This window comes from Labrenzia sp. R5_0, assembly GCF_017743835.1.
Classification (GTDB): domain Bacteria; phylum Pseudomonadota; class Alphaproteobacteria; order Rhizobiales; family Stappiaceae; genus Roseibium; species Roseibium algicola.
On the sequence record NZ_JAGHRK010000008.1, the window covers coordinates 87,874 to 111,706 of the forward strand.

At 57.8% G+C, this 23,833-nt stretch carries 30 protein-coding genes and 1 pseudogene; 3 read left to right on the forward strand and 28 right to left on the reverse strand.

The window, feature by feature from the left end; translation table 11 throughout:
* The first annotated feature begins 113 nt into the window (after positions 1-113).
* Both J7447_RS28230 and J7447_RS28235 read left to right on the forward strand, forming a co-directional pair.
* Positions 114-284 carry a hypothetical protein gene (locus J7447_RS28230; RefSeq protein ID WP_209171625.1) on the forward strand — a complete coding sequence of 57 codons (171 nt, stop codon included), beginning with the start codon at positions 114-116 and terminating at the stop codon, positions 282-284.
* Positions 285-331: 47 nt separating this feature from the next.
* Entirely contained in the window at positions 332-838 is a 507-nt protein-coding gene (locus J7447_RS28235; protein WP_209171583.1) for an ATP-binding protein, read from the forward strand.
* Positions 839-864: 26 nt separating this feature from the next.
* Here the strand turns inward: J7447_RS28235 and J7447_RS28240 are convergent, their stop codons facing one another.
* From J7447_RS28240 to J7447_RS28265, 6 genes are all read right to left on the reverse strand, one after another.
* Positions 865-1,884 (reverse strand): RluA family pseudouridine synthase, encoded by a 1,020-nt coding sequence (locus J7447_RS28240; protein ID WP_187306531.1) that lies wholly within the window; start codon positions 1,882-1,884, stop codon positions 865-867.
* A gap of 123 nt (positions 1,885-2,007) precedes the next feature.
* Positions 2,008-2,391 carry a fluoride efflux transporter CrcB gene (gene crcB / locus J7447_RS28245; RefSeq protein WP_077292688.1) on the reverse strand — a complete coding sequence of 128 codons (384 nt, stop codon included), beginning with the start codon at positions 2,389-2,391 and terminating at the stop codon, positions 2,008-2,010.
* A gap of 102 nt (positions 2,392-2,493) precedes the next feature.
* Complete coding sequence (locus tag J7447_RS28250) at positions 2,494-3,282, reverse strand: sterol desaturase family protein (protein WP_022998259.1); 789 nt, start codon at positions 3,280-3,282, stop codon at positions 2,494-2,496.
* Positions 3,283-3,338: 56 nt separating this feature from the next.
* The gene (locus tag J7447_RS28255; protein WP_209009645.1) at positions 3,339-4,121 is read right to left on the reverse strand and encodes a sterol desaturase family protein; all 783 of its coding nucleotides are present in this window, start codon (positions 4,119-4,121) and stop codon (positions 3,339-3,341) included.
* Positions 4,118-4,903, reverse strand: coding sequence for a sterol desaturase family protein (locus tag J7447_RS28260; protein ID WP_209171584.1), 786 nt, complete (start codon positions 4,901-4,903; stop codon positions 4,118-4,120). The genes J7447_RS28255 and J7447_RS28260 overlap by 4 nt, the downstream gene beginning before the upstream one ends.
* Before the next feature lie 102 nt (positions 4,904-5,005).
* Positions 5,006-7,399, reverse strand: coding sequence for a patatin-like protein (locus J7447_RS28265; RefSeq protein WP_209171585.1), 2,394 nt, complete (start codon positions 7,397-7,399; stop codon positions 5,006-5,008).
* A gap of 476 nt (positions 7,400-7,875) precedes the next feature.
* On the opposite strand from J7447_RS28265, the pseudogene J7447_RS28270 reads away from it, so the two are divergent.
* A pseudogene (locus J7447_RS28270) lies at positions 7,876-8,709 on the forward strand (adenylate/guanylate cyclase domain-containing protein); the annotation flags it as partial.
* An 18-nt stretch (positions 8,710-8,727) separates the two neighbouring features.
* Here J7447_RS28270 and J7447_RS28275 read toward each other — a convergent pair.
* The 22 genes from J7447_RS28275 to rplP form a co-directional block, all read right to left on the reverse strand.
* Entirely contained in the window at positions 8,728-9,969 is a 1,242-nt protein-coding gene (locus J7447_RS28275) for a replication-associated recombination protein A (protein ID WP_208997915.1), read from the reverse strand.
* Between the two features lie 71 nt (positions 9,970-10,040).
* On the reverse strand, positions 10,041-11,492 hold the full coding sequence (locus J7447_RS28280) for a DegQ family serine endoprotease (protein WP_055656607.1): 1,452 nt from the start codon (positions 11,490-11,492) through the stop codon (positions 10,041-10,043).
* A 127-nt stretch (positions 11,493-11,619) separates the two neighbouring features.
* Positions 11,620-13,722, reverse strand: a complete 2,103-nt coding sequence (locus J7447_RS28285; RefSeq protein WP_022998252.1) for a methyl-accepting chemotaxis protein — start codon at positions 13,720-13,722, stop codon at positions 11,620-11,622.
* A gap of 261 nt (positions 13,723-13,983) precedes the next feature.
* Positions 13,984-14,409: a 50S ribosomal protein L17 gene (gene rplQ, locus J7447_RS28290; RefSeq protein WP_055654713.1), complete on the reverse strand. Its 426-nt coding sequence runs from the start codon at positions 14,407-14,409 to the stop codon at positions 13,984-13,986.
* An 81-nt stretch (positions 14,410-14,490) separates the two neighbouring features.
* A complete protein-coding gene (locus J7447_RS28295) occupies positions 14,491-15,513 on the reverse strand; it encodes a DNA-directed RNA polymerase subunit alpha (RefSeq protein WP_006936426.1) in 1,023 nt (340 codons plus the stop codon).
* 90 nt (positions 15,514-15,603) lie between these two features.
* Positions 15,604-15,993 carry a 30S ribosomal protein S11 gene (gene rpsK / locus J7447_RS28300; RefSeq protein ID WP_006936427.1) on the reverse strand — a complete coding sequence of 130 codons (390 nt, stop codon included), beginning with the start codon at positions 15,991-15,993 and terminating at the stop codon, positions 15,604-15,606.
* A gap of 71 nt (positions 15,994-16,064) precedes the next feature.
* The gene (gene rpsM, locus J7447_RS28305; protein ID WP_031268319.1) at positions 16,065-16,433 is read right to left on the reverse strand and encodes a 30S ribosomal protein S13; all 369 of its coding nucleotides are present in this window, start codon (positions 16,431-16,433) and stop codon (positions 16,065-16,067) included.
* 179 nt (positions 16,434-16,612) lie between these two features.
* The gene (locus tag J7447_RS28310; protein ID WP_022998251.1) at positions 16,613-17,209 is read right to left on the reverse strand and encodes an adenylate kinase; all 597 of its coding nucleotides are present in this window, start codon (positions 17,207-17,209) and stop codon (positions 16,613-16,615) included.
* Positions 17,206-18,537: a preprotein translocase subunit SecY gene (gene secY, locus J7447_RS28315; protein WP_022998250.1), complete on the reverse strand. Its 1,332-nt coding sequence runs from the start codon at positions 18,535-18,537 to the stop codon at positions 17,206-17,208. The genes J7447_RS28310 and secY overlap by 4 nt, the downstream gene beginning before the upstream one ends.
* A gap of 47 nt (positions 18,538-18,584) precedes the next feature.
* Positions 18,585-19,052, reverse strand: a complete 468-nt coding sequence (gene rplO, locus J7447_RS28320) for a 50S ribosomal protein L15 (protein WP_022998249.1) — start codon at positions 19,050-19,052, stop codon at positions 18,585-18,587.
* Between the two features lie 23 nt (positions 19,053-19,075).
* The gene (rpmD, locus tag J7447_RS28325; protein ID WP_006936433.1) at positions 19,076-19,273 is read right to left on the reverse strand and encodes a 50S ribosomal protein L30; all 198 of its coding nucleotides are present in this window, start codon (positions 19,271-19,273) and stop codon (positions 19,076-19,078) included.
* Positions 19,274-19,314: 41 nt separating this feature from the next.
* On the reverse strand, positions 19,315-19,881 hold the full coding sequence (rpsE, locus tag J7447_RS28330; RefSeq protein WP_006936434.1) for a 30S ribosomal protein S5: 567 nt from the start codon (positions 19,879-19,881) through the stop codon (positions 19,315-19,317).
* Positions 19,882-19,922: 41 nt separating this feature from the next.
* On the reverse strand, positions 19,923-20,285 hold the full coding sequence (rplR, locus tag J7447_RS28335; protein ID WP_022998248.1) for a 50S ribosomal protein L18: 363 nt from the start codon (positions 20,283-20,285) through the stop codon (positions 19,923-19,925).
* Between the two features lie 12 nt (positions 20,286-20,297).
* Positions 20,298-20,831 (reverse strand): 50S ribosomal protein L6, encoded by a 534-nt coding sequence (gene rplF / locus J7447_RS28340; protein WP_022998247.1) that lies wholly within the window; start codon positions 20,829-20,831, stop codon positions 20,298-20,300.
* Between the two features lie 41 nt (positions 20,832-20,872).
* Positions 20,873-21,271, reverse strand: a complete 399-nt coding sequence (gene rpsH, locus J7447_RS28345) for a 30S ribosomal protein S8 (protein WP_006936438.1) — start codon at positions 21,269-21,271, stop codon at positions 20,873-20,875.
* 12 nt (positions 21,272-21,283) lie between these two features.
* A complete protein-coding gene (gene rpsN / locus J7447_RS28350; RefSeq protein WP_006936439.1) occupies positions 21,284-21,589 on the reverse strand; it encodes a 30S ribosomal protein S14 in 306 nt (101 codons plus the stop codon).
* Between the two features lie 21 nt (positions 21,590-21,610).
* Complete coding sequence (gene rplE / locus J7447_RS28355; RefSeq protein ID WP_022998246.1) at positions 21,611-22,168, reverse strand: 50S ribosomal protein L5; 558 nt, start codon at positions 22,166-22,168, stop codon at positions 21,611-21,613.
* Entirely contained in the window at positions 22,161-22,478 is a 318-nt protein-coding gene (gene rplX, locus J7447_RS28360; RefSeq protein ID WP_006936441.1) for a 50S ribosomal protein L24, read from the reverse strand. The genes rplE and rplX overlap by 8 nt, the downstream gene beginning before the upstream one ends.
* Positions 22,478-22,846: a 50S ribosomal protein L14 gene (gene rplN / locus J7447_RS28365; RefSeq protein ID WP_006936443.1), complete on the reverse strand. Its 369-nt coding sequence runs from the start codon at positions 22,844-22,846 to the stop codon at positions 22,478-22,480. The genes rplX and rplN overlap by 1 nt, the downstream gene beginning before the upstream one ends.
* 69 nt (positions 22,847-22,915) lie before the next feature.
* Positions 22,916-23,146 (reverse strand): 30S ribosomal protein S17, encoded by a 231-nt coding sequence (rpsQ, locus tag J7447_RS28370; RefSeq protein ID WP_022998245.1) that lies wholly within the window; start codon positions 23,144-23,146, stop codon positions 22,916-22,918.
* A gap of 10 nt (positions 23,147-23,156) precedes the next feature.
* The gene (gene rpmC, locus J7447_RS28375) at positions 23,157-23,357 is read right to left on the reverse strand and encodes a 50S ribosomal protein L29 (protein WP_006936445.1); all 201 of its coding nucleotides are present in this window, start codon (positions 23,355-23,357) and stop codon (positions 23,157-23,159) included.
* 21 nt (positions 23,358-23,378) lie between these two features.
* Positions 23,379-23,792, reverse strand: a complete 414-nt coding sequence (rplP, locus tag J7447_RS28380) for a 50S ribosomal protein L16 (protein ID WP_022998244.1) — start codon at positions 23,790-23,792, stop codon at positions 23,379-23,381.
* Between the last annotated feature and the right edge of the window lie 41 nt (positions 23,793-23,833).

A 23,833-nucleotide genomic window follows, 5' to 3' on the forward strand; every position in this document is an offset into this window, starting at 1 on the left:
CAGTCGAAAGCGGGATGTTTCATCGTTTTGAGGCCGCCAGCACGTTCTTGTCTGACGGCGTCAATCAGGCAATTGCCGTTGCAGCATAGCGCCCTGCCCGCCCGGAGCTTTTCTTGACCAAGATCATCCTGTTGCTGCTGTTCATGGTTGCCGCGATCCAGGTGATCAAACCGCTTGGCTGGCCTGGTCTCAGGAAACGCTCGGATGCCTGGAAACTGGTGGCGGGCGTTGTGTGCATCACATTTGCGTCGGTGATCCTGGGTGCACTGTTTCAGGGCGTTTGATTACGTCCAGCAGGTTTGCAAACATCCGACAGCGAGCTCCCCATCAAATGCTACGATCTGACGACGCTCCAACTCTACATCTGTTTTGCGGCAAGGTTGCTTCCGGCAAGTCGACATTGGCGGATCGCTTTGCCGAACGTCCCGGCAACATTCTCCTGCGGGAAGACGTCTGGCTGTCCGGTCTCTACGCTGACCAGATGTCCAGCCTCGCTGATTTTGTCCGCTGTTCGTCACTCTTGAGAAAAACGATAGCGCCGCATGTGGCAGCCCTGCTGGAAAGCGGTCTTTCCGTGGTACTGGACTTTCATGCCAACACGAAAGAAAGCCGGCAATGGATGCGCGCCATTGCCGACAAGGTCGAGTGCAAGCATCAGCTTCATTTTCTCGATGTGCCGGATGAGGTCTGCAAGGAACGGCTTCGCCAGCGCAATGCTGCCGGCAAGCACGAGTTCTCGGTGTCCGAGGCCGAGTTCGACCGAATCTCAAGCCACTTTCAGCCACCAGCGGAAGACGAGAGCTTCAATCTGAAGATCTATCCCGCCGCCGGCAGCTAGGCTTCTGGCAAAGCAGAGAAGTGCTATCAGCGCTTGTTGAGCGAGTCGTCCGGATCATCCACTTCCGGATCATAGTCCGTTGCATCAAATCCGAGCAGATTCCAGGTCTGCTGCATGTGCGGCGGCAGCGGCGCCGAAACATCGATCGTGCCATGGCCCGACGGATGCGGGATCACGATCCGGCGTGCCAGCAGATGCAGGCGGTTCTGGATACCACCCGGCAGCTCCCAGTTCTCGATATTGAAATACTTGTCGTCACCGATGATCGGATGACCGATATGAGCCGCATGTGCGCGCAACTGGTGCGTTCGGCCTGTCACCGGTTTCATCGTCACCCAGGAAAGCTTCTGGCCGGACTTTTCGAAGACGGAATAGAGCGACACGGCGTGCTGTGCCTCATCGTCGCCCTGACGCACGATCTGCATGCGTTCTTCGCCGTCATTTCTGGCCAGGAAGGTGGAAATGCGGCCCTGAAACGGCTTCGGAACACCCGCCAGGATTGCCCAGTAGATCTTTTGGGTATTCCGGTGACGGAAGGCCTTCGTCAGTTCCTGCGCGGCCTGACGCGTACGGGCAACCAGAATGATGCCGGAGGTCTCACGGTCGAGACGGTGCACCAGACGCGGCTTGTTGCCCTTGCGGTCGGTATAGGCGTCCAGCATGCCATCCAGGTGGCGCTTGAGGCCTGAACCGCCCTGAACAGCAAGACCTGCCGGCTTGTTGAGCACCATTACCTGGCTGTCTTCAAACAGCAGCATGTCCTCAATGGCCTTGCGGTCATCAGCAATCAGCTTGGTGGATTTCGGCTTGGCATTCTTCTTGTCGTCCGCTGGAAGTTCCACCCCGAGAGGTGGAATACGGATCATCTGCCCCTTGGCGATACGGGTGTTCGTCTCGGCACGCTTGCCGTCGACGCGGACCTGCCCCGTACGCAACAGTTTCTGCAAATGACCGAATCCAAGGCCCGGGTAATGGGACTTGAACCAACGGTCGAGGCGCATGCCCGCCTCATCGGCGGACACTTGTTTCTGTTCAATCGCGGACATGTTTTTCTCAAATTCGGCATCCGGCCTGCCGCCGTGACGCACATCCATCGCCCCTGCATCAAGGCGGGGGGAAAATTCGTTCCGCAGCGTATAGGCGGAATCGGCCCGAAAGGGAAGGAATTCTTAAGTCGCGACCTGGCGCATGATCATCAGTCCGGCAAACACGGCAAGAATGGACAAGGCGACAGAGGCAAGAACATACACGAGTGCCAGATGCGTGTCGCCGCGCTCCCACAGCACTGAGGTGTCGAGCGAAAACGCTGAGAATGTCGTGAAGCCGCCGAGGAAGCCGGTCGCCACGAAATAGCGCAATGACTGCAGGTTGCCGGTCTCATGGCGAACCAGCCAACCGATGAAAAGCCCCATGGCCAGTGAGCCGACGACGTTGACAGTAAGAGTTCCGACAGGAAAACCCGGCCCAAACAAACGGAGCGTCGCAAGCGACACCAGATGCCGTCCGCCCGCACCCAGACCACCGCCCAGCATCACCAGCAAAAGATGTTTCAAACCGTCGCCCCGCTTCTAACTGGTCCCAGCCGTCCCTGAATACGCCGAGTTCAATCCATGCATGGGTGAACCATCACGGAATCTGCCAGGCCAGGGAAAGCCCTATTCGCCGGGAGCCGCCGGCTTTGCAGCCGATTTTTCGCCCATCTGTTCAAACACCTTGACCTGTTCATCGTACTTCGGGTCGATGGTGCCGCAGACACGGTCCCAGAACGAAAAGAAATTGGCGTAATTGTAGCGGAAGCGCGAATGGTGCTGGTCGTGGAAAGTCACGCAGACCATCGGCGAAGGCATACGCGACATCGGCGACGCCCAGAATTCGAAACCGGAATGGCCGATTGTACCATTGAAATGGTCCCACAGCCGGTGAACGATCAGCACGGGGATCGGGATCGGCAGGAAGATGACCGCCCACAGATAATAGCTCTGCATGACAAAGGCATCGACCAGATCGTCGGAATAGGTGCTCCAGACAGTCGGCGCGACCGAGCGGTGATGCTCGGCATGAAAGCGGTACATCGCCTTCGTATGCATGAACCGGTGGCCCCAGTAGAACCAGGTATCGAAAGCCAGGATGGAAACGACAAACATCAGGATTGCCGACCACCAGGTCAGCTCCAGCGGGGCGACCAGGGTCCAGCCCTTCATCGAAAGGAAGATGCCGCCGGCAAGACAGCCCGCGGTCACGGTCAACGAATAGACGCTGGCCCGGATTTCCTTCCACATGCGCTTTTCACCACGCCGATTCTGCTGAATACGCCGCTCCGGGTGCCGGTCCTGTATTTTCACCAGCACCCAGCCGGTCGCAAAATACAGGAACACGTTCACAGCGTAGCACGCCGCGTAAATCGGCAGGAATTCAAGCAATATCGTCAGCGCCTGATCGAGCATATCTCTTCATACATCCATTTGGTCGGTTGGCTGACACATGTGAGTACTGTGCGGGCTTACCCGGTTGCCTTGACTTTCGTTTCTTCCGAATCCGGAATTTCCCCGGTCTCTTCCATGGACCGCACCAGCACATCGTACTTCGGATGCACCGTTCCGCAGATCCGGTCCCAGAACGAGAAGAAGTTACCGTAATTGTAGTGAAACTGCGAATGATGCAGATCATGGAACGTCGTGCAAATCAGCGGCGAAGGGAATCGCGACGACTTGGACGCGAAATATTCAAACCCCGAATGGCCGACCATGCCTGAAATCTGGTCGAACAACCGCAGGGCAAAAACGCTCAAGGCCGGCACCGGCAGCACGAACCAGACCAGAAAATAGAAAAAATGCTCGATCAAGGTGTCGACCGTGGTCGAGCTGTCGTTGCTCCAGACCGTCGGTGCAATCGAGCGGTGATGAGGCACATGGAACTTGTAGAGCGACGGCCAGTGAAGAATCCGGTGCCCCCAATAGAACCAGGCATCAAACAGGACGAAGCAAACGGCGAACATCAGCGGAAACGACCACCAGCTGAGTTCCAGCGGAGCGAACAGTGTCCAACCCTGGGTCTGTGCGAAAAATCCGGACGACAGCAGGACGGAAGATGTCGCCAACGCCTTCATGGAGGCGCGGATTTCCTCTGCCTGGCGTTTCATGCCGTCACGGTGTTTCTGGATTCGCCGGTCAGGATGACGGGCATTTATCGCGATCATTGTGAACCCGGTCGCAAAATAGACCGCCACCATGGCCGCGTAGGTGAGCGCCAGAACGATGAGGTAATCGACGAGTAGCCCCATCATGATTTTTCCTGTTTGCCGGTGCCGGCATAAAGCGCCTCGAACCCTTCCACCCGTTCGTCATAGGTCGGATGGATAGTGCCGCAGAACCGGTCCCAGAAGGAAAAGTAGTTGGCGTAGTTGTAGACGAAATACTGGTGATGCTGGTCGTGGTAGAGCGTGCACAGCAGTGGCCAGGGTTTGCGTGCGCTCGGGCTTGCGAAATGCTCATAGCCGCAATGGCCAATGGCGGCCGACACCTGGTCGAACAACCGGTGGCCCAGGAAAACCAGCGGCGGAATAGGCACAACGAATAGCACAAGCGCATAATAGGAATGGGCGAACAGCGTATCCACACTGGAGCCTGCATCGTTGGACCAGACTGTCGGTGTCACCGTCATGTGGTGCGGCTTGTGAAACCTGTAGAACATCTTGGTGTGCAGGATCCGGTGCCCCCAGTAGAACCAGGTATCGTGCAGGGCCAACGAGATGACGAAGAACAACGGCACAGACCACCAGGACAACGCGACAGGGTCGAACAGCGTCCAGCCACGCAGCTGGGCATAAAGGCCGATGGAAAGGCAGCAGCTCGTGATCGACAGCTGCCCCATGGAAGATTTGATATCGCGCAGGGCATCGTGGGTCGGCTGGCGCTTCTGGATCTTGCGGTCCGGGTGACGCCTGTTCATCACCGTCATGGTCAGGCCGGTCGTGAACAGCACGATCAAGCTGGAAGCGTAAAGCATCAGAAAGAAACCCAGAAACACCTCCGGGCCGGTCCCAAAATGTTCGGCAATAAAAGTCATCAACTCAAATATCCACGCGCAATTCCCTGGCCACTTTTGTGCGTAGCGAAAGAGCGGACCTCACGTCAAGGAATGACTTGCCAAATTATGAATATTACCCGGTCAGACGCTTTCCGTCACATGAGCGAAATCGGGATAGATCGACCGGACCAGCTTGTCGACCCGGTCTATTTCCTCTGGAATATCAGAAAGTTTGCCACGTTCTTCTTCCAGAACCGCCAGAAAGATCCGCGCGCGTGCCTGGTTTACCTGGATCTGCGGCAAAGTGCCCTCACCTGCCGCAGACAGAACGATGCTGACCAGCCTGTCGGCAGCGTTGAGACGTCCCCACAGATAATCATGTTCCCGCCAGCCGCGATTGAAGAAGGCACCGAACGTATTCAGGGACTTGCCCTTGAGGTCGAAACCTTCCGTATAAAGGCTTGCCGCGTCGGTCGGGCTGATGCGGTCGACCAGGATTTCCGTCACCTCCGAGAAGTCGTTGCGCTGCAACACGGGAAAGGTGATCAGATCGAAAAAACCGAAGCCGATATAGGTTCCCATCAGGGATGTGTGACGGCTCTTGTCGAGAAGGTTTCGGGCCGTCTCGGCAAAGAGTTCGTCCTGAAGCCTGTCCAGATCGGCAAGCCCCATCATCTGTGTCAGGGATTTCAGCATTGGCTGGACATGCTCGGCAGCGTCCGGACCACCCGCCTCCGCTGCCCGAACGAACGTTTCGGCGAGTTCCCGGCTGCGGCCACCGAAAAACCGGTCATTCCAGCGCCAACCCAGATGATCGATCTGCTCGTAGAGCAATCCCTTCATCTGATCGAGCGCCTCGAAATTGGGCGGCGGCAAGTCGGAGCCCGGACGATAGTGATAGAAGCCGTTGAGCTTGCGCACCGCAAAGCGAAGCCGGCGTATCCGGTAGTCGACATCCAGCCCGCGCAACAAGGCAACAACATGCGGGTCCGTGCGCCCCAGGATGTCCTTGCTCTCGGCTGTCAGGCGGCTGGTGTGACGCGAGTACAGTCCCAGAAGGGCTTCTTCCTGGCCACGTGCACTGTCCAGCCCGCTGAGCCGCGCCGTCAGGCCTGCCAGCCGCTCAGCCAGGGAATGAAGTTTCAGGGACTGATAATTGAGAAAGGCGAACCCTGCCTGCTCGAATGCGGCCACGGTTGCCTGCTTCCGGCATAACGAAAGAATGTCAGGTGTCACCCGGCGCCGCTTTGGCAAAATGCCCGCCACCGCCTTTTCCACCATAGGCCCCGCATCATCGATCAGTTGCGAGAGCCAGCGGCTGCGCCGGTTGTTCTGTTCAAGCTCTTTCAGATCATCGCCGATGGGCTCATTGCGCGGAATATGAGCGAGCGAAGCCAGGATCACGCGGAAGAACCCGGGCAGCTCCGAAACGGAGCTATCCGTTTCGACCGGAACCACTGGTGACGGATCCACATAGATCAGCCGCCGGGCAACTTCGCGCACCGCCGGCCGATCCTGAATAACGTCAATCACCGGCGCAAAGGGCTTGTTCATGACGACGCTGCCATCGACAAAACAATGCTGACCGGCCGTCTCGGAAGTCAGGTTCAGCCCTCTTGCAAGAAACGCATCCCGGTTGCGCCACGTCAGGTCGTGATCGACCAGCACCCGCTCCATTTCCGCAACCGTTGCAGGAGGGAACGCCCCTGGAAACGAGGACGTCGCACGAGCCGCAAAGACAATTTCCGGAATGCTGTCGGCATCGAACTGGCTTTCGATATCTCCTGGCATTCTGTGCGCGGCATGGAAACTCAGGATCCGGCGATGATCCCACTCCTCGACATAGTCCGGATCGTCCAGGTGAATGCGCCGCTTGATGCCGTTGTAATCGGTGATCGTCACGAACAGGTCGAGCGTCTGACCACGCGGGATCAGACTGCGGCCGGGCACGGCACCGTCCTCCATCTTCTGGCAGGCATCCAGCATCCAGCTGATGAACCGTTCACCGGAAAACGGCGGTGTGAACCAACGCGCCTGCATGAACAGTCGCAGCTTCTCGCGCGTTTCTGCGCTTTCAATCTGCTTTGTCAGCCGTGTGGAAATCAGCTGATCGAGCACCGGCGAAATGGAAATCTTCAGGTACCGGGACAAACCGGCCTGTGGCCGGGCCAAACGCGTAACATCGGCATTTTCCAACCACATCTCGCTGTGGCTGTCGAGTGGCAGGTCGTGGGTGATGGCCCGCGCAAGCATGATGCCGTTGACGCCACCTGCAGACGCGCCGGCAATTGCGTCAACCACCACCCGGATGTCGGCAACGGAGGACAACAGATCGAGCAGATCCTTGTAGGCACTTTGAACCGGAGGAAGCTCCTGATCGGGTACTTCCTGGGCAGAACCGTTCGACTTGCGGTCAAGGCGAACGCTCGACGCCCGAACAAGGTTGAGGATTTCCCGGCTTACGCCATGCATGTAGATGGCAAGCGAAACGCCGCCATAAAACACCAGCGCCAATCTGAGTTCGATTTCCTTCATGAGGTCACCGTGGGGAACATGTTGAAGTCCTAACACGAAAGAATGGCTACTATCTTTATGCGGCGGACCTTTCCATTCGCCAATCAAGACATGGCGGAACTATGCTCCCGCCCGATCACTTCTATGCAAACATGGTTTGACGACGAGGCTTGCCGGGAACTTGGCGCTCTGAAGCCTGCTACGATTTTCCCCCGCCTGACCTGTATATTCCGCTAAGATAGTTCATGGATCCGACAGTGATTCTTTAAAGTTCAGCATTATAAAACAGACAATGAGACCAGACCTTTTCGACGCGGAATGAAATGGCCAAGAGTGTAGATACAGCTGCCCAAAGCTCCGATGATACCGGGCAAGCCGACCAGACGACCTCGCTGCAATCCCTGCAGGAAGAGAACGACTATCTGCGATCCGAGTTGGAAGATCTGCGCCTCCTGTACGAGGCGACCATCGAGCATGGCGAAGCGGTCGAGGACCAGCTGGCGGATCAATCCACCAAGCTCGAGGCACTTTCGCGGCAGCTTGCCAAATACCTTTCGCCTCAGGTCTATCAATCCATTTTCGAAGGCCGTCAGGAAGTCAAGATTGCGTCCACACGCAAGAAACTGACGGTTTTCTTCTCCGATATCGCCGACTTCACCGAAACGGCGGACCGGCTTGAATCAGAAGAACTCACGGCAATCCTCAACCAGTATCTGACGGAGATGTCGAATATCGCGCTGCGCTACGGCGCGACCATCGACAAATACGTCGGCGACGCCATCCTGATCTTTTTCGGTGACCCGGAAACACGTGGTGTGACCGAGGACGCGCTTGCCTGCGTACGCATGGCCATCGACATGCAGGACCGGATGAAGGCGCTCCAGGGTGCCTGGCGGGAAGCCGGTATCTCCAAACCGATGAAATGCCGCATGGGGATCCATACGGACTATTGCACCGTGGGCAATTTCGGCAGCGAAGACCGGTTGGACTACACCATCATCGGACGTGGCGTGAACACGGCCTCACGCCTGGAAAGTCTTGCCACACCAGGCTCTATCCTGATCTCCTTCGAAACCTATTCGCAGGTGAAAGAGCAGATCAAATGCGCTGAAAATGGTGAAGTCAACGTCAAGGGGATTGCCTATCCGGTCTCCACCTACGAGGTAATCGGCCTGAAGGAACCCGTTCCGGTCAAGGATGATCTGGAGGTCGACCTGGTGTCTCGCCAGCTGGACAAGATTTCCGACACGATGGCACCGGAAGACCGGGACAGGCTGATCGCCACACTCAAGAGCGCCCTCGACCGTCTGACATCCACCGAAACCGCCTGATCTTTCAGGCTACTCGGATCAGCCTCGTTCCTTGCGCCGCTTGTCCCAGAACTCCAGACGTTTTCTCAGTTCCCGCTCAAACCCTCTCTGGGGTGGGTCGTAATAGGTCTTGCGGCCCAACTGCTCGGGAAAATAATCCTGACCGGAAAAGCCGTCGGGAGCATCGTGGTCGTATTGATAGCCGTCGCCGTACCCTTCCTGCTTCATCAGCTTGGTGGGCGCGTTGAGAATATGCTTGGGCGGCAGTAGAGAGCCGCTGGATTTGGCATCCCGCATCGCCGCCTTGTAGGCCACGTAAGCACCGTTCGATTTCGGCGCCGTTGCAAGATAGATCACCGACTGCGCAAGCGCCAATTCCCCTTCGGGCGACCCTAACATCTGGTAAGCGTCACGGGCTGCGTTGGCTTGCACCAGTGCATTGGGGTCGGCCAGCCCGATGTCCTCAACCGCCATGCGGATAAGACGCCGGGCAAGATAGAGCGGGTCCTCCCCGCCATCCAGCATCCGGCAGAACCAGTAGAGGGCGGCATCGGGATCGGAACCCCGCACGGACTTGTGCAGCGCGGAAATCAGATTGTAATGGCCGTCAGCACTCTTGTCGTAGATCGGCGCCCGTCTCTGGACAATTTCCTGCAAGCGCTCGGCATCGAAGACCTCGTCCTCTCCTGCGGCGCGCCAGACATCTTCTGCCAGGGTAAGAGAAGAGCGGCCGTCGCCATCGGCCATGCGGATCAGCACTCGTCGGGCTTCCTCGTCAAGCGGCAGCTTACGCTCTTCCAACTCCTCTGCCCGCGCCAACAGTTTTTCGATGGCGTCCGCGGAAAGGGAATGGAACGTCATGACGTGAGAGCGCGACAGCAAGGCCGCGTTAAGCTCAAAGGACGGGTTTTCCGTGGTCGCACCAACCAGCGTGATCGTGCCGTCCTCCATCACCGGAAGGAAGCTGTCCTGCTGCGCCCGGTTGAACCGATGGATCTCGTCAACGAAGAGCAGCGTTGCCCTGCCACTCATGCGCCGGGCGCGAGCCGTTTCAAACACCTTCTTCAGGTCCGAAACACCGGAAAAGATCGCCGAGATCTGTTCGAACGCAAGGTCCGTTTCATTGGCCAGCAACCGGGCAATGGTTGTCTTGCCGGTACCCGGCGGCCCCCAGAAGATCAACGAACCAAGCGTCCGCGTCTTCAGCATGCGCGACAGCGTGCCTTCCGGCCCGAGCAGGTGATCCTGCCCCACCACATCCGCAAGTTTGGTCGGTCGCATCCGGTCCGCCAGTGGCCGCGGGCCGGACTGGCTTAGTCCGGAAGCTTCGAACAGATCGCTCACACTGTCTCCTAACCGCGCAGGATGAGCTGTGAAACCTTGCCGTCCCGCTCGATATCGAGCTGCCAAACACGCGGTGGCTTCTTGGTGATACCTTCCAGCATCTCGGTAGTTTCGACGGTTTGCCGGTTGATGCCGCGGATGATGTCGCCCGGGCGAAGCCCCACACGGTCCGCGGTGCTGCCGCGCTTCACTTCGGCGATCACGACACCGTCGAAAATCCCTTCCATTCCCAGTTCCTCGGAAACGGCAGGCGAAAGATTCATGACCGTCGCGCCTTCGAAGGGCGAATAGTCGACAAGTTCGCGCGTGTCCCGTGGAATGGTTTCGGGAGCCGGCTGCAGCGACACGGTCACATGCTCTTCCGCACCGTCCCTCAGGACAACAAAATCGGTCTGTTCGCCAATCATCTTTGTTGCGAAACGATAGCCGAAGGAATTGGGGTCGGTCACTTCCTTGCCGTCAACCGCAATCACCAGATCGCTGACCCGAAGCCCGGCCTCAAAGGCAGGAGACCCATCAAAGACTGCCGTCACAAGCACACCGCGTGGCCGATCGAGAGACAGCGCTTCGGCGATTTCAGCATTCACAAGCTGCACGGTCGCCCCTAGCCATGGCCGCTGCACCTTGCCGCCATGATCTGCAGCTTTCGCTACGAAACGCGCCATATGCGCCGGAATGGCAAAGCCGATACCGTTGGAGCCGCCGGAGCGAGAATAGATGGCCGAGTTGATGCCAACCAGCTTGCCGGTCATATCGACAAGCGCACCGCCGGAGTTGCCCGGGTTGATTGCAGCGTCGGTCTGGATGAAGAACTGAAAGTCCGTCACGCCGACCTGCGTGCGAGCCGTGGCCGAGACGATGCCCTGGGTAACCGTCTGGCCGACACCGAACGGGTTACCGATGGCAAGCACGATGTCGCCGACTTCAAGGCTGTCGGAATCCGCAAAGTCGATGCTCTCGAAAGGTCCATCACCCCGGATCTTCAGCACCGCGAGGTCGGTACGTTCGTCCATGAGAACGATATCGGCATCGAATTCACGACGGTCGTTCAGGGCGACGCGAACGTCGTCCGCGTCCTTAATCACATGATGGTTGGTGATCACCGTACCATCACTCGAAATGATGACGCCGGATCCAAGGGACGATTCAACCCTCTGCCGTGGCCTGTCGTTCCCGCCGGGCTGGCCGAAGAACCGGCGAAAGAAGGGATCGTCCATGAAGGGCGAAACTTGCCGACGCTGCACCACCTTGCGGCTGGCATAAACGTTGACCACCGCCGGCGCGACCTTTTTCACGATTGGCGCGAAGGAGAGTTTGATCTGCGCATCGCTTTGCGGAACAAGCCGAAGATCGGCCGGAGACGGCTGCACGGTCTGCGAAAGCGCAGCAGACATACCGATCAGGCCGGCCAGGCCCGCTATGACAAGGGAACGCGTAAAGCTGGTCAGAACCAGGCGCATGGCGGGTGCCTCTTTTTCGAATCTTCTCATATCCATCGCGATACATGGCAGATAGGGAGGAAAAGAGGCAAATACAAAAGGGGCCGCCGGATTTCCGGCGGCCCCTTTTTCATCATGCAGGCTTACTTCAGGCCGAACGAACCTGCGCAAGGAAGCTGCGCACTTCGTGATCCAGTTCTTCAGCTTTCGATGCCATGTCCGCTGCTTCTTCGGAGAAGTTCTGTGCAGCCATGTTGGTATCGTTCGACAGAGAAGAAACGTTGCGGATGTCCTCGGTAACCTTGGAGGTTCCACCGGCGGCCCGTTGAGTGTTCTCTGCAATGCCCTGCGTCGCGTAGCTCTGCTCGGTAACGGCTGCAGCAACTTCGCTCACCGACTTTGTAATCTCGTCGATGGTCTTCTGGATGTCGCCGATGGCATCAACCGCATCGTCGGTCGCTCCGCGGATGGCATCGATCTGCTGCTGGATTTCGCCGGTTGCCTTGCCTGTCTGGGACGCAAGATCCTTGACCTCGGAGGCAACCACCGCAAAGCCCTTGCCGGCTTCACCCGCACGTGCGGCTTCGATGGTGGCGTTAAGGGCCAGAAGGTTGGTCTGGTCGGCGATATCGGAAATCAACGTGACGACTTCGCCGATCCGGTTGGCAGCTTCCGCAAGCGACCGCACCGTATCGTTGGTCGTTTCCGCACGTTTGGTAGCTTCGGCAGCAACGCTGGAAGAGCGTTCGATCAGCGTCGAGATTTCCTGGATCGAGCTGGAAAGCTGATCGGAAGCTGCTGCGATCGATTCCACTTCGGCCAGAGTTTCTTCCGACATGGTGGCCGCATTGGCAGATGTTTCGCCTGCCATGTCGGTCATGCTGCGCATCTTGTTCGCCGATTCGCGCAAGGTTGCAGCGGTATGAGCCACCTTGTCGACGACAGTGCCGACGGTCGCTTCGAAGTCGCCGGCAAGGCTTGCCAGCATCTCCTGGCGCTGCTCGGCCTGACGTCTCGCATCATCGGCTTCCTCGGCTGCACGACGCTCGTTTTCTTCAGCCGCGTTCTGGCGGATCTGGAGAACGGCTCGGCCGATGTCGCCGATTTCGTCCTTGCGGTTCGCAGCCTTGATCTCTGCACCAAGATCACCGGAGGCAATCGCGTTGAGAGCCCCTACAAGCGTGGTGAGAGGACGGGTGATCGACTGGGAGAAGAACAGGGCAATGACGGCTGCAACGGCAATTGTTGCAAGCGACCAGAGGAACATCTGATCGCGCATGCGAATGACGGCAGACAGCGTTTCTTCAACGCTCTTCTCCGCAACGATGGCCCAGTTCTGCCCCTGGAAGGCTAGCGGACGGGCAACGACAAGATCATCAACACCATCAGCCCCCTGAACGATACCGGCTGAAGCGGTGCCGGCGGCAGCTTCAATCGCCGGTCCGCTGGAAACGCTGGTGCTGAGCGCGGTTGGCGCACCTGCAAGCGGCATGTCGCTGAGCGCGAGGCCGTCCTGGTTGATCACGTAAACCTGACCGGTCTCCCCCAGGTCTTCACGGTTCGCGACAACTTCACTCAGGAAATCGGAATCGATCCGCATGACCGCAACACCGCTGAGGCTGATCGTACCGAACGAATTCATGAACACGGGCGATGCCAGGAACAGAGAGCCCTTTCCGCCGGCAGGGGTATAGGGTGCAAAGACACTGGCAGCGATCTCCCCCTCACCCAGCTCCTTGGCAGCATTGTAGACCATCTCCAGGCCGGTCCCTTCGGCAACACTGCCTTCACCAAGCTTGGACAGGAATTCGTCACCCTTGGTGACCGAATAAAGAATGAGACCGGCGTTATCGAGCAGATAAAGATCTGCGAAGCCGCCGTTCTTCCAGACATTGTAGAACGCCGGGTGCGCCTCGGTGTGGCGCCAGGCATACATTGTCTTCTGTTCCTTGCCTGTGACCGCTGCACGTTCTTCAGGGCTCTGCGGCGCCTGGAACAGGCCGAGAATTTCGTCCTTTTCCTTGGCAAGGTTCATGGTCGCGTTGCCGAGGTTGCTCAACGGATCCGAAACGCTGGACGCCAGGTTCACGATCTGGGATTCAGCTGCGTGCAGGCGCGACTGCAGGAGCGCGTTTCGCGCTGTGATGACCATGCCAAGTTCGGCCTCTGCCGCTTGTTGCAATCCGTCGCGACCGGTCATGTAGCCGATGACACCCACCGCCGCACATGCGGCGACTGTAATCACGATCATCAGAGCCGGAATAACAAAAGAAAGTCGAAGAGAAGGCGACCTCTTCTTAGAAGCGGAATTCGTTTTGGCTATCACAGTAAATCTCCCCAGCCTCTCCCACTAGTCCAGGAGGCATGGCTAGAAGCTAGGCAGTTTTCCTTAAATCATTGATAATTGCGGTCTCATTATTCGAAAAGAATACGTTTGGGAGGACAGTCACGAAGACAACAAAAAAAGGCGGGCAAATCTGCCCGCCTTTCCCGATTGCCATTGCGGCAATTATTACGCTGCGTTTTCAGCTGCTTCTTCAGCTTCAACGCGAGCACGGTCTTCAGCACCGCGTGCTTCCGGATCACGGTCGACCAGCTCGATGACAGCCATCGGAGCGTTGTCGCCATAGCGGAAGCCGGCTTTCAGCACGCGGGAGTAACCGCCGCTGCGGTCCTTGTAACGCTCACCGAGCGTTTCGAACAGCTTGGCAACCATTGCCGCATCGCGAATCTGCGAAATGGCCTGGCGGCGTGCATGCAGGTCACCGCGCTTGCCCAGGGTGATGAGCTTGTCGATGATCGGCTTCATTTCTTTAGCCTTCGGCAGGGTCGTTACGATCTGTTCGTGCTTGATCAGCGACGCTGCCATGTTCGCGAACATAGCCTTACGGTGGCTAGAGGTCCGGTTGAGCTTGCGGCCGGATTTACCGTGGCGCATGGCCCTCTCCTTTTTCTTTCAGGCAGTCAGTTCTTCTGGTTGAACTCTTGCCCGGTTGATCCTCACAGGACGCGTACGCCCTTAGTACTGATGGTCTTCGTAGCGCTTGGCGAGATCATCGATGTTCTCAGGCGGCCAGTTGGCAACTTCCATGCCGAGATGGAGACCCATCTGGGCGAGAACTTCCTTGATTTCGTTCAGCGACTTGCGGCCGAAATTCGGGGTCCGCAGCATTTCCGCTTCGGTCTTCTGAATGAGATCGCCAATATACACGATATTGTCGTTCTTCAGGCAGTTTGCAGACCGTACAGACAGTTCCAGCTCGTCGACCTTCTTCAGAAGCGCAGGGTTGAAAGCCAGTTCCGGGACGCTGTCCTCGGCGACTTCACGCTGCGGCTCTTCGAAGTTGACGAAGATGGAGAGCTGATCCTGCAGAATGCGTGCAGCGAATGCCACGGCGTCTTCCGGCTTGACGGAACCATCGGTTTCGACAGTCAGGGTCAGCTTGTCATAGTCAAGAACCTGGCCTTCACGGGTGTTTTCCACCTTGTAGGAGACCTTCTTGACCGGAGAGTAGAGGCTGTCGACCGGGATAAGGCCAATCGGCGCATCTTCCGGACGGTTCCGATCGGAAGAATGGTAGCCCTTGCCGGTGTTGACGGTGAATTCCATGCGGATTTCAGCGCCTTCATCCAGCGTGCAGAGCACCAGTTCCGGATTGAGAACCTCGACGTCGCCAACAGTCTGAATATCACCGGCGGTGACAACACCCGGACCCTGTTTGCGCACGACCATGCGCTTGGGACCCTCGCCTTCCATGCGGATGGCGATTTCCTTGATATTCAGCACGATGTCGGTGACATCTTCCCGGACACCCGGGATCGACGAGAACTCATGCAGAACGCCATCGATCTGAACGGCAGTCACGGCGGCACCCTGCAGAGAAGACAGCAGGATACGGCGCAGCGCGTTGCCAAGGGTCAGACCGTAGCCACGCTCGAGCGGCTCGGCAACGACGGTTGCCAAGAAGCGCGGGTCTTCACCCGGCTTGATCTCGAGTTTGGTCGGCTTGATCAGTTCTTGCCAGTTTTTTTGAATGGTCACGTTTTCGTCCCTTCGGCTATCCCGCCCGGCGGATCAGCGCCAGGCCATTCTTTGCCATTTGGAGAAACAAGTACCTAAAGCTGGGAAGCCTTAGACGCGGCGACGCTTGCGCGGACGGCAGCCGTTGTGCGGAATCGGCGTCACGTCACGGATGGACGTGATCAGGAAACCGGCGGCCTGCAGGGCACGCAGAGCAGATTCACGACCGGAACCCGGACCGCGCACTTCCACTTCCAGGGTGCGCATGCCGTGCTCGGCAGCTTTTTTCGCAGCATCTTCCGCAGCAACCTGGGCAGCATACGGAGTGGACTTACGGGAACCTTTGAAACCGAGTGCACCGGCGGACGACCAGGAGATCGCGTTGCCCTGTGCGTCGGTGATCGTGATCATGGTGTTGTTGAACGTGGAGTTCACATGCGCGACGCCAGAAGAGATGTTCTTGCGTTCGCGGCGACGCACGCGCGTCGTGTCTTTAGCCATTCTCTTATCCTTGTTTTGATCTCGTCACTGCCGTAATGCCGGCAGCTCCACCACCAATCGAGGCAGGGTAATTATTTCTTCTTACCAGCGATCGGTTTAGCCGGACCCTTGCGGGTACGTGCGTTCGTGTGCGTCCGCTGACCGCGAACCGGCAGGCCGCGACGGTGACGCAGGCCGCGGTAGCAGCCAAGGTCCATCAGACGCTTGATGTTCATCGCGGTCTCACGGCGCAGGTCACCTTCAACGAGGTAATCGCGGTCGATGGTTTCGCGGATGGACAGAACTTCTGCGTCGGAAAGCTCGTTCACACGGCGGGCAGCATCGATGTTGTTCTTCTCGATGATTTCCTGCGCGAACTTCGCGCCGATGCCGTGAATATACTGAAGCGCGATGACAACGCGCTTGTTCGTCGGGATGTTAACGCCAGCAATACGTGCCACGTTCGTCTCCATGATTACGCAGCGAGACCATGGTCTTGCCGCAGGTTGTAATGCCCGCGTCCGGTGGAGTCCGGCCCTTGCGGGTACGAAAATGCCGGGGTAACCCCGGCACAGAGAATGCCGGCCCCACTTACATGGAACCGGCTTAACTGTAAGGTAGAGCGGGTCGTTTAACGGCTCTAAACCTTTTCGTCAAGTCCTTGAAGAACGGAATCTATTGAAGCCGTCACTTCATCAATGGACTGCATGCCGTCAATCACGGAAAGAAGACCTGTCTTCTCGTAATACGGCACAACAACTGCGGTATCGCGGTTGTAGGCTTCAAGGCGTTGCTTGAAGACTTCCGGATCATCGTCCTTGCGCACGGGCTGACCAGCAGCCTGTGCGTCAGCGGCGCGCTTGATGATCCGATCGACCAGCTTCGACTGGTCGACACGCAGTTCGATGACGGCGTTCAGTTTGAGGCTGTTTGCTTCCAGCATCTCGTCAAGCGCTTCGGCCTGGGCAAGCGTGCGGGGAAAACCATCAAGAATGAATCCGTTCCTGGCATCTTCTTCGGCGATCCGGTCGCGGATGATACCGACAACGATCTCATCCGACACGAGGCCACCTGCGTCCATGACTTCCTTGGCTTTAACGCCTACCGGGGTCTGGGCGGCCACTGCGGCCCGCAGCATGTCTCCGGTGGAGAGCTGCGGGATCGCGTATTTCGCAACGAGGTGCGCGGCCTGTGTCCCCTTCCCCGCTCCTGGCGGTCCAACCAGAATAAGCCTCATCGACGCCTCCCACTTAATTTCGCTTTTTTCACCAGACCCTCATATTGGTGCGCAAGCAAATGCCCCTGGATCTGTGACACGGTATCCATCGTCACGCTTACGACAATCAACAAAGAGGTGCCACCGAAATAGAACGGAACGCCTGTCGCCGAAATAAGGAATTCGGGTAATAGACAAACGACGGTGATGTAAATTGCACCGACCACCGTAATGCGCGTCAGAACGTAGTCGATATACTGCGCTGTACGCTCGCCGGGACGGATTCCGGGAATGAAACCGCCGTGTTTCTTCAGGTTGTCCGCAGTGTCGCTCGGATTGAAAACGATCGCGGTATAGAAGAAACAGAAGAACACGATCATCGCTGCGTAGAACACCATGAACAACGGCTGGCCGTGACCAAGCGCCGCAGTGATATACGTCAGCCACTCATTGCCCGAACCCTGACTGAAGCCACCGATTGTGGCAGGAACCAGCAGGAGGGAAGAAGCGAAGATCGGCGGAATCACACCAGCAGTGTTGAGCTTGAGCGGCAGGAACGAGGTGTTGCCCTCGAACATGCGGTTGCCCATCTGGCGCTTAGGATACTGAATCAGCAATCTGCGCTGAGCCCGTTCCATGAACACGATCAGTGCGATCACCACGACAGCCAGTATCAGGATGCCGAGAATCAGGATCGTCGACATCGAGCCCTGGCGGCCGAGTTCAAGCACGTTGACCAGCGCGACCGGCAGACCGGCAACAATGCCGGCAAAGATGATCAGCGAAATACCGTTACCGATACCGCGCGATGTGATCTGCTCACCGAGCCACATCAGGAACATGGTACCGCCGACAAGCGTCAGAACAGTTGAAGCCCGGAAGAACCAGCCCGGGTCGGCAACCACATTGGTCGCTCCTTCCAGACCGACTGCGATACCGTAAGCCTGGAAAGCCGCCAGGATAACAGTGCCGTAGCGCGTGTACTGGTTGATGACCTTGCGGCCCTGCTCGCCTTCCTTCTTCATCTGCTCGAGCGTCGGTACGACGGTCGTCATGAGCTGCATGATAATGGAGGCGGAAATATACGGCATAATGCCGAGAGCGAAGATCGCCATGCGCTCGACAGCACCGCCGGCAAACATGTTGAACATGCCGATGATGCCGGACTGGGCCTGATTGAAGGCCTGCGCAAAGGCGTCCGGATTGATGCCGGGCAAGGGAATGTAAGTGCCCAGTCGATAAACCAAAAGCGCCCCCAGTGTGAACCAGATGCGCTTTTTGAGTTCTTCAGCCTTGGCGAAAGCTGAGAAATTGAGATTTGACGCCAGTTGCTCGGCGGCCGATGCCATGCCCTACTCCGGAATGCTTGCCCAAGAAATGGGTGAAGCCCAGGCTGTTAAGCCTGAGCTCCCAGAACGGCAACCTTGCCGCCTGCTTTTTCGATCGCTGCAACAGCGCCCTTGGAGGCACCGGCAACTTCAAAGGTCACTGCAGCGGTGAGTTCACCGTTGGCAACGATGCGCACACCGTCACGGACCCGCTTGACAACGCCTGCTGCCTTCAGCGCTTCGACGGTAACCGTCTCGGACGCATTCAGCTTGCCTGCATCAATCGCCTTCTGAACACGGCCAACGGACACAGTGTTGTAGTCCTTGGCAAAAATGTTCGTGAAGCCGCGCTTCGGCAGACGGCGGTGAAGCGGCATCTGACCGCCTTCAAAGCCTTTGATGGCAACGCCGGAACGGGACTTCTGACCTTTGACACCACGGCCACCAGTCTTGCCCTTGCCGGACCCGATGCCGCGAGCCACACGCATGCGGTCTTTTACGGCACCTTCGTTGTCACGAAGTTCATTGAGCTTCATGTTCGTTTCTCCTCACCCCGTTCTTACGCGTTGTCTTCGACGACGCGAACGAGATGCTGGACCTTATTGATCATGCCGCGCACTTCAGGAGTATCCTTCAGTGTGGAACGGCGGTGCATCTTGTTCAGGCCGAGACCGACGAGCGTCGCGCGCTGGTCCTTAGGACGGCGCAGCGGGCTGCCGATCTGTTCGACCGTGACAGTCTTTTCGGTGTTCGCCATGGAACATACCCTCTCTCAGCTGGGGACCGGAGCCGCTAAGGTCAAGCCTCAGCGGCAGCCGAAGCCGCCTCATCGTTGTTGTCACGACGGCGGGACTGCAGCACAGAGACCTTCAGGCCACGGCGGGCAGCGACGGAACGCGGGCTGTCTTCCTTGGTCAGCGCAGCAAAAGTTGCACGCACCATGTTGTAGGGGTTGGAAGTCCCCAGAGACTTGGCCACAACGTCCTGGACGCCGAGCGTTTCGAAAACGGCACGCATCGGACCGCCTGCGATGATACCGGTACCGGCCGGAGCTGCACGAAGCAGAACCTTGCCAGCGCCGTGACGGCCTTCCACATCGTGGTGGAGGGTCCGGCCTTCGCGAAGCGGTACACGGATCATCGTGCGCTTTGCTGCTTCAGTTGCCTTACGGATGGCTTCCGGCACTTCACGCGCCTTGCCATGACCGAAGCCGACGCGGCCCTTCTGGTCACCAACCACAACGAGTGCTGCGAAGCCGAAACGACGGCCACCCTTGACCACTTTCGCAACGCGGTTGATGTGAACGAGCTTGTCGACGAATTCGCTGTCTCGCTCGTCGCGATCGCGATTTTCTTGTCTCGCCATATTATACGTCTTCCGTTCTTAAGAGCGCCAACGGGCGCTGGTCAGAATTCAAGTCCACCTTCACGGGCTGCATCAGCAAGCGCTTTCACGCGCCCATGATACTGGTACCCGCCACGGTCGAACACGACCTGCTTTACGCCAGCGGCAGCAGCACGCTCGGCGACTAGCTTGCCAACGGCTGCGGCTGCAGCGACGTCGGCGCCCGTTTTCAGGCTGCTCTTGAGATCTGTTTCGATCGTTGAAGCAGAGACAATCGTATGTCCCTTCGCATCGTCGATGATCTGGGCGTAGATCTGCTTCGACGAGCGGAAGACAGAAAGGCGCGGACGACCGTTCGCGGCTTTCTGAATCGAACGGCGCACGCGATCGCGGCGGCGCTCGAAAGCTTGTTTGCTGTTCGCCATGATCTGGGTCCGTTACTTCTTCTTGCCTTCTTTGCGGACGATGAACTCGCCTGCATAACGAACGCCTTTGCCCTTGTAGGGCTCCGGCGGGCGGAATTCACGAATTTCAGCAGCAACCTGACCGACGCGCTGTTTGTCGGTACCGGTGATGTTGATTTCCGTGGGTTTCGGGCACACGATATCGATACCATCCGGGATCGGATAGACAACGTCATGAGAGAAACCGAGCGCCAGCTGAAGGTTCTTGCCCTGGACCTGAGCGCGATAACCGACACCGGTGATGGCGAGGTCTTTCTTGAAGCCCTCGGTTACGCCAGTGATCAGGTTCGCGACCATGGTGCGGCTCATGCCCCACATGGAGCGAGCCGGCTTGGAGCTGTTGCACGGATCGATTTTGATCCCATCATCCGTCATTTCGGCCAGAACAAGATCATTGAGCACGAAAGACTTTTCGCCTTTCGGGCCCTTGATCGTAACAGTCTGACCGTCGATCGATGCCGTTACCCCGCTTGGCACGGGGACTGGCTTTTTGCCAATACGAGACATATGACCAACCTTGTCGTTGTTTTAAAAGTGAGGATGCCGCATCAGAAGACGCGGCAAAGAACCTCACCACCTACGTTTTCGTCCCGCGCCTGATGGTCGCTCATGACACCACGCGGAGTCGAAATGATCGACACGCCCAGGCCATTAGAGACATGCGGGATGTTTTTCACCGACGAGTACACGCGGCGGCCCGGCTTGGACACACGTTCAATCGTGCGAATAACCGGTTCACCGTCGAAATACTTCAGTTCGATTTCCAACTCGGACTTACCGCCCTCGTATTCAACCGTGGTGTAGCCACGGATGTACCCCTCTTTTGCGAGCACATCAAGTACATGTGCGCGCAATTTGGAATTTGGTGAACTGACCTTGTTCTTGCGACGCATCTGCGCGTTGCGAATGCGGGTCAGCATATCCCCCAACGGATCAGAAATTGCCATCGGAGTTTCTCCTTACCAGCTCGACTTGACCAGGCCCGGGATCTTACCCAGGGAGCCCAGTTCACGAAGCGCAATACGCGACATCTTCAGCTTGCGGTAAAAACCGCGCGGACGGCCGGACACTTCGCAACGGTTGCGAACGCGGTTCGGCGCGGAATTCCGCGGCAATTTTGCCAGCTTCAGGCGTGCGTTGTACCGCTCTTCCAGGGACAGGCTTTCATCTTTAGCCAGTGCCTTCAGGGCAGCGCGCTTCTCAGCGTATTTCTTTACAAGCTTCTCGCGGCGCTTGTTCTTCTCGATTGCGCTTTTCTTCGCCATCGTCGATCCCTTCCTTGCCCGTTACTTCGTGAACGGGAAGTTGAACGCGCGCAGAAGCTCGCGTGCTTCATCGTCATTCGGCGCCGTGGTGCAGATGATCACGTCCATGCCCCAGATCTGGTCGACCTTGTCGTACTCGATTTCCGGGAACACGATGTGTTCTTTGATGCCCATGGCATAGTTGCCGCGACCGTCGAAGCTCTTCGGGTTCAGACCACGGAAGTCACGTACGCGCGGCAGCGCGATGGTGATCAGACGGTCCAGAAATTCGAACATCTGCTGGCGGCGCAGGGTAACCTTTGCACCAAGCGGCATGCCTTCACGAACCTTGAAGGTTGCGATCGACTTTTTCGCCTTGGTGATCACCGGCTTCTGACCGGCGATCAGTGCCAGGTCGTCAGCTGCGATACGCGCCTTCTTGGAATCGCTGACCGCTTCGCCGACACCGACGTTGAGGACAATCTTTTCCAGCTGCGGAACCTGCATGACGTTCTTGTACTGGAACTTCTCCAGAAGCTGCTTGCGCACAACTTCGTCATAATGCGTCTTGAGACGCGGCACGTTAGTGGTCTCAGCCATCGATCAGGTCTCCCGAACGCTTGGCCACACGGACCTTGGTGCCATCGTCCTGCACTTTGAAGCCGACGCGGGTCGCCTTGCCGTCCTTCGGATCGGCCAGTGCAACGTTGGAAAGGTGAATCGGGGCTTCCTTGGCCACGATGCCTGCTTCCTGCGTCTGGGTCTGCTTCTGGTGGCGGCGAACCATGTTGATGCCGCGGACCAGGGCCTTGTTGTCAGCCGGCAGCATCTGGATGACTTCGCCGGACTTACCCTTGTCACGGCCGGTCAGCACGACCACCGTGTCGCCTTTTTTAATTTTCGCAGCCATCAGAGCACCTCCGGCGCGAGCGAAATGATTTTCATATGGTTCTTTGCACGGAGTTCGCGCGGTACCGGTCCGAAGATACGGGTGCCGATCGGCTCCTTGTTGTTGTTGACCAGCACGGCCGCATTGCGGTCGAACCGGATCACGCTGCCATCGGGACGGCGGATATCCTTTGCCGTGCGCACGACGACAGCCTTCATCACGTCGCCCTTCTTAACGCGGCCCCGCGGAATTGCCTCTTTCACGGAGACGACGATGATGTCGCCTACCTGGGCATATTTACGCTTGGAGCCGCCGAGCACTTTGATGCACATGACACGACGAGCGCCGGAATTATCCGCGACGTCGAGGTTTGTTTGCATCTGAATCATGACTGGCTGCCTTGTTCTTCTGATGGCGCTCGGGTCACGGGCGCCTGATGCTCACTGAATGGAGCGCGGTCACTGAGCGACCACGGTCCAACGTTTGTTTTTAGAGATCGGCGCGCATTCTTCGATCTGAACAATGTCGCCAACCTTGTACTGGTTGGTTTCGTCGTGTGCGCGGTACTTCTTGGTCCGGCGCACAGTCTTCTTCAGCAGCGGGTGCGTGAAGCGGCGCTCCACATTCACCGTCACCGTCTTGTCATTGGCGTCGCTGACAACGGTGCCCTGCAGGATACGCTTCGGCATGGCCGTCTCCTTACGCGTTCGCCGACACGCGCTTTTCGCGCATGATCGTCTGGATACGCGCGATATCACGGCGGATCTGCCGGACACGCGCAGTGTTTTCAAGCTGACCCGTAGCCCGCTGGAAGCGCAGGTTGAACTGCTCTTTCTTCAGGCCTTCAAGCTCACTGCGGAGCTCGTCGAGGGTCTTAGCCCGTACATCGGTAGCCTTCATGGCTCTAACTCCTCGCCTGCCCTACTCGCCGATACGCTGAACGAAGCGGCACTTGATCGGCAGTTTGGCTGCAGCAAGACGCATGGCTTCACGCGCAATGTCTTCCGGCACACCGTCGATTTCGAACATGATCCGGCCTGGCTTGACACGGCAAGCCCAGTAATCCGGAGAACCCTTACCTTTACCCATGCGGACTTCAGCAGGTTTCGAGGAAACCGGGACGTCCGGGAAGATGCGGATCCAAACACGACCCGCACGCTTCATGTGGCGGGTCATAGCACGGCGGGCCGCTTCGATCTGACGTGCCGTAACACGCTCCGGCTCAATCGCCTTCAGACCGAATGCGCCGAAGTTGAGGTCAGTGCCTCCCTTCGACAAGCCGTGGATGCGGCCCTTGTGCTGCTTGCGGAACTTTGTGCGCTTCGGTTGCAGCATCGTTCTTCTCTCGTCTTTCTTAAGTTACGAGCGGCAGGCAG

What these genes read in the sequence shown, in the direction of transcription:
- secY (WP_022998250.1), bottom strand. Translation starts at nt 18,537, where the DNA reads ATGGCATCGGCCGCCGAGCAACTGGCGTCAAATCTCAATTTCTCAGCT.
- J7447_RS28260 (WP_209171584.1), bottom strand. Translation starts at nt 4,903, where the DNA reads ATGACTTTTATTGCCGAACATTTTGGGACCGGCCCGGAGGTGTTTCTG.
- J7447_RS28310 (WP_022998251.1), bottom strand. Translation starts at nt 17,209, where the DNA reads ATGAGGCTTATTCTGGTTGGACCGCCAGGAGCGGGGAAGGGGACACAG.
- rplF (WP_022998247.1), bottom strand. Translation starts at nt 20,831, where the DNA reads ATGTCTCGTATTGGCAAAAAGCCAGTCCCCGTGCCAAGCGGGGTAACG.
- J7447_RS28265 (WP_209171585.1), bottom strand. Translation starts at nt 7,399, where the DNA reads ATGAAGGAAATCGAACTCAGATTGGCGCTGGTGTTTTATGGCGGCGTT.
- rplQ (WP_055654713.1), bottom strand. Translation starts at nt 14,409, where the DNA reads ATGCGCCACGGTAAATCCGGCCGCAAGCTCAACCGGACCTCTAGCCAC.
- rplR (WP_022998248.1), bottom strand. Translation starts at nt 20,285, where the DNA reads ATGGCGAACAGCAAACAAGCTTTCGAGCGCCGCCGCGATCGCGTGCGC.
- J7447_RS28285 (WP_022998252.1), bottom strand. Translation starts at nt 13,722, where the DNA reads ATGATCGTGATTACAGTCGCCGCATGTGCGGCGGTGGGTGTCATCGGC.
- rpsK (WP_006936427.1), bottom strand. Translation starts at nt 15,993, where the DNA reads ATGGCTAAAGACACGACGCGCGTGCGTCGCCGCGAACGCAAGAACATC.
- rplP (WP_022998244.1), bottom strand. Translation starts at nt 23,792, where the DNA reads ATGCTGCAACCGAAGCGCACAAAGTTCCGCAAGCAGCACAAGGGCCGC.
- J7447_RS28235 (WP_209171583.1), top strand. Translation starts at nt 332, where the DNA reads ATGCTACGATCTGACGACGCTCCAACTCTACATCTGTTTTGCGGCAAG.
- rpsH (WP_006936438.1), bottom strand. Translation starts at nt 21,271, where the DNA reads ATGGCAATTTCTGATCCGTTGGGGGATATGCTGACCCGCATTCGCAAC.
- rpsN (WP_006936439.1), bottom strand. Translation starts at nt 21,589, where the DNA reads ATGGCGAAGAAAAGCGCAATCGAGAAGAACAAGCGCCGCGAGAAGCTT.
- rplN (WP_006936443.1), bottom strand. Translation starts at nt 22,846, where the DNA reads ATGATTCAGATGCAAACAAACCTCGACGTCGCGGATAATTCCGGCGCT.
- rpmC (WP_006936445.1), bottom strand. Translation starts at nt 23,357, where the DNA reads ATGAAGGCTACCGATGTACGGGCTAAGACCCTCGACGAGCTCCGCAGT.
- rplX (WP_006936441.1), bottom strand. Translation starts at nt 22,478, where the DNA reads ATGGCTGCGAAAATTAAAAAAGGCGACACGGTGGTCGTGCTGACCGGC.
- J7447_RS28240 (WP_187306531.1), bottom strand. Translation starts at nt 1,884, where the DNA reads ATGTCCGCGATTGAACAGAAACAAGTGTCCGCCGATGAGGCGGGCATG.
- rpsQ (WP_022998245.1), bottom strand. Translation starts at nt 23,146, where the DNA reads ATGCCGAAGCGTATCCTGCAGGGCACCGTTGTCAGCGACGCCAATGAC.
- J7447_RS28255 (WP_209009645.1), bottom strand. Translation starts at nt 4,121, where the DNA reads ATGATGGGGCTACTCGTCGATTACCTCATCGTTCTGGCGCTCACCTAC.
- rplE (WP_022998246.1), bottom strand. Translation starts at nt 22,168, where the DNA reads ATGGCTGAGACCACTAACGTGCCGCGTCTCAAGACGCATTATGACGAA.
- rplO (WP_022998249.1), bottom strand. Translation starts at nt 19,052, where the DNA reads ATGAAGCTCAATGAACTTCGTGACAACGAAGGTGCCGTAAAAGACCGC.
- J7447_RS28275 (WP_208997915.1), bottom strand. Translation starts at nt 9,969, where the DNA reads ATGCGACCGACCAAACTTGCGGATGTGGTGGGGCAGGATCACCTGCTC.
- J7447_RS28250 (WP_022998259.1), bottom strand. Translation starts at nt 3,282, where the DNA reads ATGCTCGATCAGGCGCTGACGATATTGCTTGAATTCCTGCCGATTTAC.
- rpsE (WP_006936434.1), bottom strand. Translation starts at nt 19,881, where the DNA reads ATGGCGAGACAAGAAAATCGCGATCGCGACGAGCGAGACAGCGAATTC.
- J7447_RS28280 (WP_055656607.1), bottom strand. Translation starts at nt 11,492, where the DNA reads ATGCGCCTGGTTCTGACCAGCTTTACGCGTTCCCTTGTCATAGCGGGC.
- rpmD (WP_006936433.1), bottom strand. Translation starts at nt 19,273, where the DNA reads ATGGCGAACACCGAAAAGACTGTCACGGTCGAACAGATCGGCAGCCCG.